Origin of the sequence: Treponema denticola, from assembly GCF_024400535.1 — a bacterium.
GTDB lineage: Bacteria > Spirochaetota > Spirochaetia > Treponematales > Treponemataceae > Treponema_B > Treponema_B denticola_C.
Map to the genome: position 1 here is coordinate 2491518 of NZ_CP038800.1, position 12464 is coordinate 2503981.

A 12464-nucleotide genomic window follows, 5' to 3' on the forward strand; every position below is an offset into this window, starting at 1 on the left:
ATTTTTCAATAAAAATGATTAAATAGATGTGTAAATATGCGATTTTTTTTATCTTTTTTAACTATTTTTATGTCCTCTGCTCTATTTTCTCTCGGAATCCCCAACGAAATTTTAAATTTCGGCTCTGCCCTTGCAGGTTTTTCAGGATTAGTTTTAGTATACTATGCACTTCTTAACTGCGGCTCACATAAAAGAGCTGCATTTTTGTACGGTTTTTTTGTTTCTTTTGTTCATTTGATGTCAAGCTTTTGGCTTGCCTTTTTTGAAGACTTTGCTATATTTACGCTTGGAGCCAGCACCCTTGCATATTTTTTTATGGCAATGCCTTTCGGTTTTTTACTTTATCACGGTCTTCAAAAAGACAAAAGTTTAAGACCTTTCTATTTTGCCTCTATTTGGATGCTTTGGGAATTCTCAAAATCTACAGGTTTTTTAGCCTACCCTTGGGGAACTGCCCCTATGATCTGCTTTAATTTAAAAGCTTTTATTCAATTTGTAGACACAACCGGTGTGTGGGGCTTATCTTTTGTTGTCCCTTTTATTGCAGCATGCCTAGGTGAAATTTTACAGGCCCATGCCATTTCGGTAAACTCAAAAGCATTTTTTACAAGTTTAAAAGAAATTAAAAAGCTTATTATCTTCACAGGCCTTATGACCTTAATAATAAATCTATATGGAATAAAGATTTTAAATACAAAAATAGCTCCTAAAACATTTTTAAACACCGTGATAATCCAGCAAAACACCGACCCATGGGATAACTCTCAATTTGAAGAGAATATAAAGACCTCTCAAACATTAAGCCGTAAGGCAATATTTTCTGCAAACACAAAACCGGATCTTATAGTTTGGAGCGAGTCATCCCTTATAATTCCTTACAAGGGCAATGAGGATTTTTATGAATTTATTCCTTATGATAACCCATTTTCCCGATTCTTAGCCGATACGGATACTCCTATCATAGTCGGCTCCCCGCATATAGACGAAAAAAAGCAATATAACGCAGCCTATCTTTTATCTCCTAAAGGAGAAATCTTAGGAATTTATTCTAAAATACAGCTTGTTGCCTTTGCCGAGTACATGCCTTTTAGCGATAATCCTATCGTAGCAAAATTTTTTGATAAGCTCGTAGGCTTTTCTTCCGGTTGGACTCCTGGGAAAGAATATAATGTATTTACCGTAACCAACTCGGAAGGAAAGACTATCAATTTTACGGTTCCAATATGCTTTGAAGACGCCTTTCCTGCCGTATGTGTCAACCTCCATAATGAAGGAAGTGAAGTACTGATTAATATAACAAATGACTCATGGTCTAAAACAAAGAGTGCCGAATACCAGCACTTTGTAGTAGCCCATTTTAGAGCCATAGAGCTTAGAACAACCTTGGTACGTTCAACAAACTCAGGTTATTCTGCTGTTATAGACCCTAAGGGAAATATTATTGCAGATCTTCCATTATTTGAAGCCGGATCCCTTTGTACGGAAGTCCCCATTTATAAACACACAAAAACATTTTATGCCTCATATAAGGATTGGTTCCCGCTTATGATGTTTTTAATATTGATTTTTAATATCTTTTTGGAAAAAAAGAGGTTTAAATCAAGCTCCTAAAATAGCGTCGCTTAATTTAAACTACGAGTTTGCCTTTCGGCAAACATCGCGTATTATATGCTCTTTTTCAGCTTCGCTTACAAAAGAGTGGGAATTCATCAATCCTCGAAAATTGATATTTTCTGCGGTTGATAAATTAAAAAGAGGTTTAAATCAAGCTCCTAAGATAAAAAGAGGGCTAAAACAGCAGCTGTTTTAAGCTGCCGCCTTAGCCCAAATAAGGAGGTAAAATTATTTGAAGATTTTATCTTTTAATCTTTGGGGTAACCAAATTATGCCCCTCTCTTATAAAGTCAAACCATATTTCGCCCTTTGCGTTTGAAAGCTCATCATAAAAGCTCAACACATCTTTTACATCTTTTCCGTTGACCTTCACTATAAGATCGCCGGGCTGTAAGCTCATAACGGCAGCAGGGCTCTTAGACTGTAAACTTGTTACCAAAACACCATTTTGACCTTTTTTAAGCTCTAACTGCTTTATAATTTCATCAGTTAAAGGAGACGGAACAAAGCCGGGCCAAAGTTTTGAAGAATCGGCTACGTTTTTTTCATCTCTTTCTTCGATTTTTACGGTTGCAGAAATTTCTTTTCCTCTTCGTAAAACCTTAAAAGATGAAGACTCTCCAGGCTTTAAGTCGGCGATAATACGCAGGATATCGTCAACATTTTTAACCTTTGTAGAATTTACCTCGGTAATATAATCACCGGGTTTTATACCGCCCTTATCCGCAGGAGAGCCTAAAAATACCTGTCCTGCAAAGGCTCCTTCAATATCCTTTAAGTTTAAGTTTTCTCTAAACTTATCGTTTATTTCAAGAAGCTGAACACCGAGCCAGCCGTATTTGATTTCACCCGAAGTGATAAAATCATCGATAGCCTTTTTAAGATTGTTTATAGGAATCGAAAAGGCAAGACCTTGAGAACCGCCGCTTGATGAAACAATCCAGTTATTTATGCCTATAACCTCACCATAGATATTGACCAAGGGGCCGCCCGAATTACCTTGATTTATAGCTGCATCGGTTTGGATAAAATCGTTTATATTATTTCTGTTAGGTCCGCCTGAACGGCCTACTGCACTTACAATTCCGCTTGTAACTGTAGACACATAGCCCATAGGAGCACCGATTGCATAGGTAAGATCTCCCACCTGTACGGTGTTTGAGTCTCCCAATACGGCAACCCTCAAATCCTTATCATAATCGAAAGAAACAAGGGCAACATCCTTCCTCTGATCCGAGCCGACCAATTTACCTTGAACCTTATCCCCGTTATAAAGCATAACGGAAATTGTCTTGGCATTGCCTGTAACATGCTGATTTGTTAAAGCATAATAGGTTTTTCCCGTCTTTCTAACGATAACGCCTGAGCCCATGCCTTCGGCTTCATATTCTCTTTCGCCTTGCCCGTCTTTTTGATCCTGAGGGCGGTTAAAGAAAAACCAAGGAAAGCCGTCTATATTGTTTTGAACCTTTCTTGTTTCTACAACATCAAGGGTAACTACCGAGGGTAAAATCATGGAAGTAAGCTCTCGATTTGCTTTTTGAAGGGCCTCAAGAGCCGAAACAGACTCTTTACTCAGCTCAGTCTTTAAACCCGGATCTGCATACACTGTAGAAGCATTTTCGGGATTACTTGAACATCGGGCTGAAAGAAAAACAACCGAAACAAGCATAATCAATAAAATTCCGGCCATCGCTGAAAGCGGATTTTTTAATTTACGCATATATCTAACCTCACTACATAATTATGATACTAAAACAATAACTTTTAAGTCAAGTTACATAGAAAAAAAATTGAAAATTTATTTGTTTGCTTGTTTTTTTTTATATTTGTGATATAATGGAGCTATGCATAAAAAAGGACTCGATTGTGCCGTTGCTCTTTCCTATACTTTACAATCAAAAGCGCCAATAATTACAGCAGCGGGAAAGGGTATTACAGCAAAAAAAATAAGAGAAACAGCAGAACGTAATGGAGTTAAAATTGTGGAAGATGAAACCTTGGCAAATATTCTTGTTCACCAAGAAATCGGGGCCTGTATTCCCGAATATACCTACAAAGCTGTAGCTGCTATTTTTTCTTTTTTGTTAAAAAAATAATTGTATTTATGTTAAAAAAGGGGATTTAAAATGTTAAAAAAAATTAAAACAACGGATCTTAAAATAGGGGTACGCTTTTCAGCTCCCGTATTCTTTGACGATGGACGCAACATGCTTCTTCTTAGAGGCACACCTTTAAGCGACGATGAGTTAAACACCTTAAAAAGATGGAAGATTCAATATGTTGTTACAGCCGGAGATCCTGTACCGGAAGGTGAGACCTTAGATGATGAAATAGCAGAGCTTGATGAACTAGATGAGGTTGAAGCTCTTGAAGATCCGGAGGAAATAGAGGAAGCTCAAGAAGATTATCCCATCAGCGGAACTAAAATTAAAAGATCCGAAATTGAAGAAATTTCCGCCGACTGCATTTTAAAACTTACACAGGATTCCCGCTCCATGCAGCTCCATACGGAATATTTGGAAATTATAAAAAGCCTTGAAAAAATATTTGAAAATTTTAAAGCAAGACGCCCCGTAGATAATACTCCGGTAAGCTATCATGCAACAGAGTTGATAGAGCTCGTAAGAAAAAATCCGCCTCTTTGTGTGGGCTTTATATTGGGAACCGAGCTTGAAGAAGACAGCCTAGCCCGATCCGCCGTAAATACGGCCATCTTAACCATAATTCTATGCGAAGCCTTGGAATTGCCGAAAAACAGAATAAACGAAATAACTATAGCTGCCTTGCTGCATGATATAGGGATGATGAAAATACCTCAAAAGATATTAAACAAAAAAGAGGCTTTAACTGATGTTGAAAAACAAGCGGTTGCTGCCCATACAGCCTATGCCTACAAGACAGCTATGAGTGAACTCATGTACACGCGGGAAATTGCCTTGAGCATTATGCAGCACCACGAAAGATGGGATGGAAAGGGCTATCCTAACGGTCTTTCAGGAAAGGATATCGATATAGGAGCACGAATCATAACGGTTGCAGATGCTTTTGTTGCAATGATAACCCCCAAACCATATAGGGATCTGATGCTTGGCTATCAAGCCATGAAAAATCTTTTAGCCGATAATGCCCGAATTTTCGATCCTGAAATAATAAAAGTTATGATAAGAAGCATAGGCATCTACCCCATAGGCTCCATCGTTTTAATGAACGATGCTTCGCTTGCCAGAGTAGTAAAAAGCTCGCCTGAAGCACCCATGCGCCCATTTATACGGGTACTAATCGATGCAACGGGAGAAGTTTTAAATGAAGATTCCGAACCGATTGATTTAAAGAAAAATAAAAACCTTTTTATAGTTCGGGCTATAGATCCAAGGGCTTATAGAAACAAATAATGGATTCTCTCGGCTCAAAAGGAGAAAGACAAATAGCCGATTGGCTTATAAATAAAGGCTATCTTATCTTAGAAAAAAATTGGAGAACCCGCACAGGTGAGATAGATATAATTGCTTTAGATAAAACGGAGCAAACCTCATCCGGCGGGGTTTTGGTTTTTGTAGAAGTAAAAACCTTATTAAAAACGGAACTATCCGATTTAGATCTCATTATCAACAAAAAAAAACAAGACAGGATTATAAAAACCGCTAAACATTTTCTTGCAAACAATCGAAAATATAATAAGATGTATATAAGATTTGATGTGGTCGTATTACGATCAAACCCTTTTTTGGAACAGCCGCTTGAGATACTACATTTAAAAGACGCCTTTGGAGATTGCTATGACTAGTGCGAATTTATTTCCACATAAAAAAAATGCCTCTACCCATAATGCCGTATTAACAAATGAGGAAATTCATGCAATGGAATTAAAACTTGAAGACCCCGAGTACATAAATGCAGCTATTTATAGACTGGCTTCAATCATAACGGAAAGAGTCCTAAACGGCGGGCTCAATTATGAAAATACGAATTACAAAAAGAGGATAAGAGTATGAGTAAAAGAAGGTTTAAACCTATGAGAAGTCAAAGGACTGAAAAACAAGGCGGTGATAGTCCGCAAAAACGGTCTCTTGACGGACAAATAAAAAAAACTAAAACTTTTCACGGTCAAAACAAAGAACCGGCTTTAAAAAAAATAGAATATCCGGAATACAAATGCACAAAATGCGGAGAAATTATACAGGATTTAAACTCGGCCATCGCCGATAAGGAAAGCGGCCAGCCTGTACATTTTGACTGCGTTATCGGATTTTTAAAAAAAGCGGAAGAATTAAAAGAAGGTGAAGAAATCATTTACATAGGAAACGGAAACTTTGCCGTTGCCTATTTTGAAAACCCTAAAATTCGTAAAAATTTTAAAATTATAAAACTAATCGAATGGGAAGATAAAAATAAGCTCTACCAATGGAAAAAAGATATTTCGGATCTTACGTCAAAAACATAAAAAAAGCCGGACAATGCTCCGGCCTTTTTTTATACAAACCTAATATCTAAAATTATCAGAAAGTTTATCAATCGGTTTAACCGATTCTATCAAACCCGCAATAGGGAACAAGCACTTCGGGTATCTTAATGGAACCGTCGGCTTGCTGATAATTTTCCAAGACGGCTATCATAGCCCTCGACATTGCCAACGCAGTTCCGTTTAGGGTATGAAGGAATTTATTTTTACCGTCATCGTCCTTGTAGCGTATATTTAAGCGGCGTGCCTGATAATCGGTACAGTTTGAAGTAGAGGTAACCTCGCCCCATTCGCCTCCGTTTCTTCCGGGCATCCACGCTTCCAAGTCCCATTTGCGGTAGGCAGGAGCACCTAAGTCGCCTGTGCAAGTATCGACAACCCTGAATGGAATTCCCAAACCATTGAAGATTTCTTCTTCAATTAAGCGGAGCTCCTCATGAATAGCATCGGATTCTTCCGGCGTACAATAAACAAACATTTCGAGTTTTGAAAACTGATGAACCCGGTAAAGGCCCTTTGAAAACTGTCCGGCGGCTCCCGCTTCACGCCTAAAGCAATGAGAAATACCGCAGTATTTTAACGGCAAGCTTTCTTTTTTGATAATTTCATCCGAGTGATAGCCGCCCAGAGTAATCTCGGCAGTTGCAACCAGACAAGTTCCCTCACCTTCAAGAGAATAGACGTTTGATTCTTCGCCTCGGGGATTAAAGCCGATACCGTATAAGATTTCTTCTTTCGCAACGTCCGGAGTGATAAAGGGCTTAAACCCATGTTTCCGCAATATGTTAAGACCGTACATCGTAAGAGCTTGCTCCAAAAATACGGCTTCGTTTTTTAAAAAATAGAATTTAACGCCTGAAACCTTTGTGCCGGCTTCGAAGTCGATTAGATCCAAATCTTGGCCTAACTGAACATGATCCTTGGGCTCAAAGTCAAACTTGGGCACGGTTCCGCAGCGTTTAACTTCCAAATTGTCCGAATCTTCTTTGCCGACTGGGGCTTTGGGATGAGCCATATTCGGAATTTTACTTACGGCCTCATGCAGGGCTTTTTCGGCTTCAGCAAGATCGGCTTCTACTTGGGCGATTTTTTCTTTCATAGCCTTTCCTTGGTCGACTAATTTTTGTCTTTCTTCGGGACTTAATTTTTGCTTCATTGACTGGGAGTTATCGTTTCGATCTTTTTGCAGGTTCTGCAAAGAAGTAACAAGGGCAGTACGCTTATCATATAGTTCTACTGCCTTATCGGCATCCGCATTCATGTGCCGGTTTTTTATATTTTCTTTTACGGCTTCAAGATTTTCTTTAATAAATTTATAGTCTAACATAGCAAAATTGTACTTTTTATTTTGAATTCTGTCAAGTCTAAAATTTAGCGATAACAATTTCATAGACAGCTTGACAACTTTTGATAATTATCGGATACTTAAATAAAATATAAGTATTTATAATACAATTTTATTCATTTGGAGGAATTTTATGAACAAAAAACTGTTTTTTGTTTGTCTTGTTTTTGCGTCGGTTTTTACAGGTATGCTGACGGCAAAATCGGTCGGTTTAAATTTGGAAGCCGGAGGGGCTTATACCAATCATCAATTACATACAATCAGAGGTTATGGTTCTGACGGCTTTAGACACCATGAAATAAACTTACAAGACTTGGGAGGAATCAATATAGGTATTTCCTATCCTCTTCCCAAAAACTGGGCCGTCTTTGCAAACACTACATTTACATTTAACAATATATTTGTAAACGATACAATGCTTGGAGTAGGCTATATATTTAAACCCGGAAAAGGTTTTGAGCTTTTGTTGGGCGGAGCTTTTGCATTCGGCGGATCTGCTTTTCGCACAAGTGATAAAACAACCGTAAGTTACTTCAATGTAGGCGGTGGAATAAATTTTACCGCTTCTTATATGTTTACAGGAAAATTCGGAATGTATGCAGGAGCTTCGGCACTATACTATAAACCTGTAGCAGGAAATGAATCAACAAAAAGAGGTAGCAACACCACCACAACAAGTATCAAATCCGGCTCACTGCCTGATATGGCAAAGTCTATAAATATAAAGCTGGGATTAGTAGTCAAATTTTAAATAACCTTTGCCCCAAGGTCTTGACATTGATGCCTGTTTTACGTATTATGTTTACTCGCATCGGGATGTAGCCTAGGGGCTAAGGCGTCTGGTTTGGGACCAGAAGATCGGGGGTTCAAATCCCTCCATCCCGATCCTTAAAACCTTGGGATCGTAGCTCATCAGGATAGAGCAACTGCCTTCTAAGCAGTAGGTAGGGGGTTCGAGTCCCTCCGGTCTCGCTAAAAGCCGATTAAGTAGCCTTGTACATTAACAAGATAACTTAATCGGCTTTTTTAGTACTTAATGCCCAGTTTTTTCATCTTGCTTTGAAGCGTTCCCGGTTTTAGGTTTAAAAGAGCGGCAGCTCCGTCTTTGCCGTAAATTTTTCCGTTTGAGGCTAAAAGAGCTTTTTGAATAATCTCGGTTTGGGCCTCATCAAAGGGTTTAATATCTTCAGGCAAAACCTTATCTTTTTCGGCCTCCTTATTTACGGCAGGCTTTAGGGGCTTCTTTTTAGCAGCGTTTGAAATGTAGAATTCTCTTGTTCCCGGCACCAAGTGTTCGGCAGGAATTTCTCCGCCTTGCGAAAGAATTGCAGCCCGCTCTACAACGTTTTTAAGCTCGCGGACATTTCCATGCCAAGGCATAGACATAAGTTTTTCGATTGCAGCCATCGAAAGGCTTGTGTTTTCAAAGCCCTTCCTTTTGCGTATATCCGAAATAAAATGCTCGGCTAAGAGGGCTGTATCGTCATCTCGTTCCCTCAAAGGCGGAAGCCTTAGCGGAAAAACGTCAAGCCTGTAAAGCAGGTCTTCACGGAAGCGCCCCATCGAAACGGCCTCGGCCAAATCGACATTGGTTGCGGCTATTATGCGCACATCCACAGAAACGGGTTTTTCCCCGCCGACACGCTCGAATTTTCCGTCTTGAAGAACACGCAAAAGTTTGGGCTGTAAATCAAAGGGCAAATCCCCTACCTCGTCCAAAAAGAGGGTGCCGCCGTCGGCAAGTTCAAACCGCCCCTTCCGCAAGGCCGCAGCCCCCGAAAAGGCACCTTTCTCATGCCCAAAGATTTCACTTTCGGCAAGGCTCTGCACAAGGGCAGAACAGTTTACGGGCACAAAAGGTTTTTCGGCCCTGTTGGAAAGTCTGTGAATGGTGCGGGCTGCCTGCTCTTTTCCCGTTCCCGTTTCGCCCGAAATTAAAACCGGCACATCAGAGGCCGCAACAAGCTTTATCGAATCTAAAACCGTAGTCCAAGCCCGGGAAGAACCGACCATATCCTTAAAAACATTTGTCGAAGCGGTGAGCAAAACATTCCTTTCGAGAAGGAGGCTTTCGGTTCTTTGAATGAGGGATTGGGAGGCATCAGTTTGGACCATAGCAACCGAAATAAGTTTTGAAATTGTAGATATAAAACGGACGATTTCGGGCGTAAAGCGGGAACACATACTGTGATCCAAGGTCATCATTCCGATAGCCTTATCTCCTATGTAAAGAGGGGCAACCAAACAAGAATGATTTTCTGGCAGCTTCATTATTTCGTCATAGGTATCGACATGGGGAATATTTTCATCAAACAAAAAAGCCTTTCTTTCATCTAAAATTCGGGCAATGTCTTTCCGTTTGTTTAAGTTAATCGTAAAATCGTCCAATAATTTTGAAGAAAGCGGGCCTATGGCCTTTCTTACCTTTAGAACATTTTTATCTTCAAAGCCCATCACAACAGCAAGCTCATAATCGACCAGCTCTCTTAAAGCCTCAAGAATAAGCTCCAATGCCTGCTCGGCCGAGATGGGATTGGTTTTATTTAAAACGGATATAGCCTTGTTCATACCCTGCGATTATACCCGCATTATAAACCTTTGTCAAAAGGAGTCAGGGGTAAGTACAGCCAGCGGAGCTTCGAGGCGTACAGCCAGCGGAGCTTCGAGGCTAACCTTTTTTTGTACCATTGCGGTTTATATTCTTTTATTTAACCGCAGCGAGCGCAAAGCGTTGAGCTCACGCTCAACTTCGCAAAGTAATTTTTTTTATGAAACTAAAACAGAAACAGCCAAACTTATGAAGCTAAAAAACTTTGATATAGCCCAGCTGCCCATTATCCATCAAACCTCTACCCTTTGTATCCTAATTCGCTGTATACGCTGTTTGATTGTCAAATGTAGCGCTGGGGCCTTTGAAAACAGCATTAGTTGGACCGCCGTTATTTTTGATTTGCCCGCTCTTCCAATGGACTTTTGCCCCGCCTTCCAAATAAATTGCGGTACCTTTCACGTCATCAGCAGTCCCAACCTGATGGTTTTGTATAAGGGGGCTTTCAGCGTCACTCTTGTCATCTTCGCCGATTGTTACCTCACCTCCCTGCATCCACATACCAATACCTTGAACATTTGTAGTCTTGGATACATGCTTAACATAGCCGTTACCCTCTATTACAGTATGCCCTTTAATATAGGTTTTGGAATTTGGTTTATTACCAGCGTATAAACCACAGGCTTTAACGGTTATATAGCCATGCGTTGTCTTTGCGCTTACATCGACCGTGTTATAGGAAATTTCGGAGTTATCGATAACAACTTCATAAGCATGATTTGGCAAACTTATACCGCCGCCGCTAGATTCACCACTTCCGTCATCATTCTTAACTGTATTGTGTATAACTTTGACATTTTTCATCGTAAGTTTTCCGCCGCCTGGAAGAGCATGATCCATTCGTACCCCGCCGCCGGGCGCCTTGCTGGTACAGTCTCGTATCGTTACGCCGGTAAGCTTTAGATGCGCTGTTCCGTCCATTAAAATACCGCCGCCGCCTGAACCGAGTGTATATGAAGCTGAGGTTTCTTTGCCGTTTATCAGTGTAAGGTTTTCCATCTGCACCCGTGCGGCTCCGGTTATTTTGAAAATACGGTGCGCAGCTTTCCCACCTGCATCGCTGTTTGCGTCAAGAGTGTCTGAGCCATCTTCTTTTTTTCCCCTTATGGTGAGGTCTTTGCTGATTTCTATTTGACCTGAGTTGCCGGGAGCGCTTGTTGCTTTAACATTACCCATGACGGTTATAACGCCGTTTTCAGAGGCATTTTCTACGGCTTGTTTTAAATTTTTCCATGCTGTATCAGCAACGCTTATATCGGGGATAGAGCCTAAGGTCTTCGCTTCTTTTGGTTCCGAAGAAAGGCCTTTTTTATCGGTCAGCCGGACTGTGTATTTTTGGGGGAGCGTGCTCGCCGTAAGCTCCGTATCGGTTTTAAAATAGACCTTCCATGTTCCTGAAGGGACAGGGGCAATAATCTGCGAAGCTGACGACAAAAGGCCGTTTGCCGGGTCTACAGCAAATCCGGAACTTCCTATGGGAAGCGGTATTTTCTTTGTTTCTCCGCCCTCTTTAGTAATGACAAGGCCTAAATCTTTGTGCAGCTTTCCGCCTGGGATGCTTTTATTCATAGCCGAATCGTCTACCTTAAAGCACAAAACATAATATCTGTCGTTGTTCGTTTGTGCTATAGTTATATCGCCGATTTCAGGCGGCGGCGTGTTCGCTTCCAAATCGAATGAATAAGTATGATTGAATTTTCTGCCATCAATACTGTACAACGTAATCGTGGATCCTATGTTTGCGCTACTCCATTCATTTGCCTTTAAAAAGGCGTTGGTATACGTCAATTTGAGAGCTTTACCGTCCGAAATCGGCTCAAGCATATAATCGGTGCCGTATACGGGCTTAGCACTGCTCGATCCTTTTACCTTGCCGTCCCCAAACCTTACAATATCAGAAGGTGCTCCGGGAGCATTCGGCATTATAAACGTGAAGTTTTTGGGGTTGTGCACTTTCATAGTAACCGTTACGTCGCTTGCAGACGGCACACAGGGAATGCTCGAGCCGGACGCATAATAGGGAGCCGGACTTATCACGATATTCCGGTCGATAAAGGCTTCCGTCGCCCAATAGCTTAAAAATTCTTCAGGGTCTTCTAAAAACTGTTTGCAACCTGCAAAAACAGTACGGCTGCCGGCACTGCTGCAACCATTGTTAAAATCTTTAAAAGTTTTTTCATTACCGATTACTCCTTTGTTAAGGGGAAATAGAGACTTGTAATTTATCGTACAGTATAGCACTTTTCGCCATAAATTACAACTTTTTGGGGTTTTTTTGTTTAACCTCAAGGGTCCGCAAAGCGTTGAGCTCACACTCAACTTCGCAAAGATTTTTTGATTCTGTCTTAATAATGCATTCTTAAATTTACCCTTTGCGGTTTCTTTTTATATCTGAAAAAATTACTGTAATCTTACTTGGAAAATACTATAAACTA

11 protein-coding genes and 2 tRNA genes are annotated in these 12464 nt (G+C 40.4%); 9 read left to right on the top strand and 4 right to left on the bottom strand.

The window, feature by feature from the left end:
• Positions 1-36 precede the first annotated feature (36 nt).
• The gene (gene lnt, locus E4N78_RS11785; RefSeq protein ID WP_255810729.1) at positions 37-1611 is read left to right on the top strand and encodes an apolipoprotein N-acyltransferase; all 1575 of its coding nucleotides are present in this window, start codon (positions 37-39) and stop codon (positions 1609-1611) included.
• 244 nt (positions 1612-1855) lie between these two features.
• Here the strand turns inward: lnt and E4N78_RS11790 are convergent, their stop codons facing one another.
• Positions 1856-3337, bottom strand: a complete 1482-nt coding sequence (locus E4N78_RS11790) for a Do family serine endopeptidase (RefSeq protein WP_255810730.1) — start codon at positions 3335-3337, stop codon at positions 1856-1858.
• Positions 3338-3461: 124 nt separating this feature from the next.
• On the opposite strand from E4N78_RS11790, the gene E4N78_RS11795 reads away from it, so the two are divergent.
• From E4N78_RS11795 to E4N78_RS11815, 5 genes are read left to right on the top strand one after another with little or no spacing between them, the layout of a single operon-like run.
• Complete coding sequence (locus tag E4N78_RS11795; protein WP_255810731.1) at positions 3462-3713, top strand: EscU/YscU/HrcU family type III secretion system export apparatus switch protein; 252 nt, start codon at positions 3462-3464, stop codon at positions 3711-3713.
• Between the two features lie 30 nt (positions 3714-3743).
• Positions 3744-5009 (top strand): HD-GYP domain-containing protein, encoded by a 1266-nt coding sequence (locus E4N78_RS11800; RefSeq protein ID WP_255810732.1) that lies wholly within the window; start codon positions 3744-3746, stop codon positions 5007-5009.
• Positions 5009-5401, top strand: coding sequence for a YraN family protein (locus tag E4N78_RS11805; protein ID WP_255810733.1), 393 nt, complete (start codon positions 5009-5011; stop codon positions 5399-5401). The genes E4N78_RS11800 and E4N78_RS11805 overlap by 1 nt, the downstream gene beginning before the upstream one ends.
• Positions 5394-5609 carry a hypothetical protein gene (locus E4N78_RS11810; RefSeq protein WP_255810734.1) on the top strand — a complete coding sequence of 72 codons (216 nt, stop codon included), beginning with the start codon at positions 5394-5396 and terminating at the stop codon, positions 5607-5609. The genes E4N78_RS11805 and E4N78_RS11810 overlap by 8 nt, the downstream gene beginning before the upstream one ends.
• On the top strand, positions 5606-6058 hold the full coding sequence (locus E4N78_RS11815; protein WP_255810735.1) for a hypothetical protein: 453 nt from the start codon (positions 5606-5608) through the stop codon (positions 6056-6058). The genes E4N78_RS11810 and E4N78_RS11815 overlap by 4 nt, the downstream gene beginning before the upstream one ends.
• A gap of 76 nt (positions 6059-6134) precedes the next feature.
• Here the strand turns inward: E4N78_RS11815 and serS are convergent, their stop codons facing one another.
• Complete coding sequence (serS, locus tag E4N78_RS11820) at positions 6135-7403, bottom strand: serine--tRNA ligase (RefSeq protein WP_255810736.1); 1269 nt, start codon at positions 7401-7403, stop codon at positions 6135-6137.
• Positions 7404-7554: 151 nt separating this feature from the next.
• On the opposite strand from serS, the gene E4N78_RS11825 reads away from it, so the two are divergent.
• The 3 genes from E4N78_RS11825 to E4N78_RS11835 all read left to right on the top strand — a co-directional run bounded on the left by E4N78_RS11825 (position 7555) and on the right by E4N78_RS11835 (position 8393).
• Complete coding sequence (locus E4N78_RS11825) at positions 7555-8172, top strand: hypothetical protein (protein WP_255810737.1); 618 nt, start codon at positions 7555-7557, stop codon at positions 8170-8172.
• A 61-nt stretch (positions 8173-8233) separates the two neighbouring features.
• Positions 8234-8306: transfer RNA gene (locus E4N78_RS11830), tRNA-Pro, on the top strand.
• A 13-nt stretch (positions 8307-8319) separates the two neighbouring features.
• Positions 8320-8393: transfer RNA gene (locus tag E4N78_RS11835), tRNA-Arg, on the top strand.
• Between the two features lie 54 nt (positions 8394-8447).
• Here the strand turns inward: E4N78_RS11835 and E4N78_RS11840 are convergent.
• Positions 8448-9989, bottom strand: a complete 1542-nt coding sequence (locus E4N78_RS11840) for a sigma-54-dependent Fis family transcriptional regulator (protein WP_255810738.1) — start codon at positions 9987-9989, stop codon at positions 8448-8450.
• 295 nt (positions 9990-10284) lie between these two features.
• Entirely contained in the window at positions 10285-12270 is a 1986-nt protein-coding gene (locus E4N78_RS11845; protein WP_255810739.1) for a DUF3833 domain-containing protein, read from the bottom strand.
• Positions 12271-12464: the final 194 nt, after the last annotated feature.

What these genes read in the sequence shown, in the direction of transcription:
- serS (WP_255810736.1), bottom strand. Translation starts at nt 7,403, where the DNA reads ATGTTAGACTATAAATTTATTAAAGAAAATCTTGAAGCCGTAAAAGAA.
- E4N78_RS11815 (WP_255810735.1), top strand. Translation starts at nt 5,606, where the DNA reads ATGAGTAAAAGAAGGTTTAAACCTATGAGAAGTCAAAGGACTGAAAAA.
- E4N78_RS11790 (WP_255810730.1), bottom strand. Translation starts at nt 3,337, where the DNA reads ATGCGTAAATTAAAAAATCCGCTTTCAGCGATGGCCGGAATTTTATTG.
- E4N78_RS11800 (WP_255810732.1), top strand. Translation starts at nt 3,744, where the DNA reads ATGTTAAAAAAAATTAAAACAACGGATCTTAAAATAGGGGTACGCTTT.
- E4N78_RS11825 (WP_255810737.1), top strand. Translation starts at nt 7,555, where the DNA reads ATGAACAAAAAACTGTTTTTTGTTTGTCTTGTTTTTGCGTCGGTTTTT.
- E4N78_RS11840 (WP_255810738.1), bottom strand. Translation starts at nt 9,989, where the DNA reads ATGAACAAGGCTATATCCGTTTTAAATAAAACCAATCCCATCTCGGCC.
- E4N78_RS11805 (WP_255810733.1), top strand. Translation starts at nt 5,009, where the DNA reads ATGGATTCTCTCGGCTCAAAAGGAGAAAGACAAATAGCCGATTGGCTT.
- lnt (WP_255810729.1), top strand. Translation starts at nt 37, where the DNA reads ATGCGATTTTTTTTATCTTTTTTAACTATTTTTATGTCCTCTGCTCTA.
- E4N78_RS11810 (WP_255810734.1), top strand. Translation starts at nt 5,394, where the DNA reads ATGACTAGTGCGAATTTATTTCCACATAAAAAAAATGCCTCTACCCAT.
- E4N78_RS11795 (WP_255810731.1), top strand. Translation starts at nt 3,462, where the DNA reads ATGCATAAAAAAGGACTCGATTGTGCCGTTGCTCTTTCCTATACTTTA.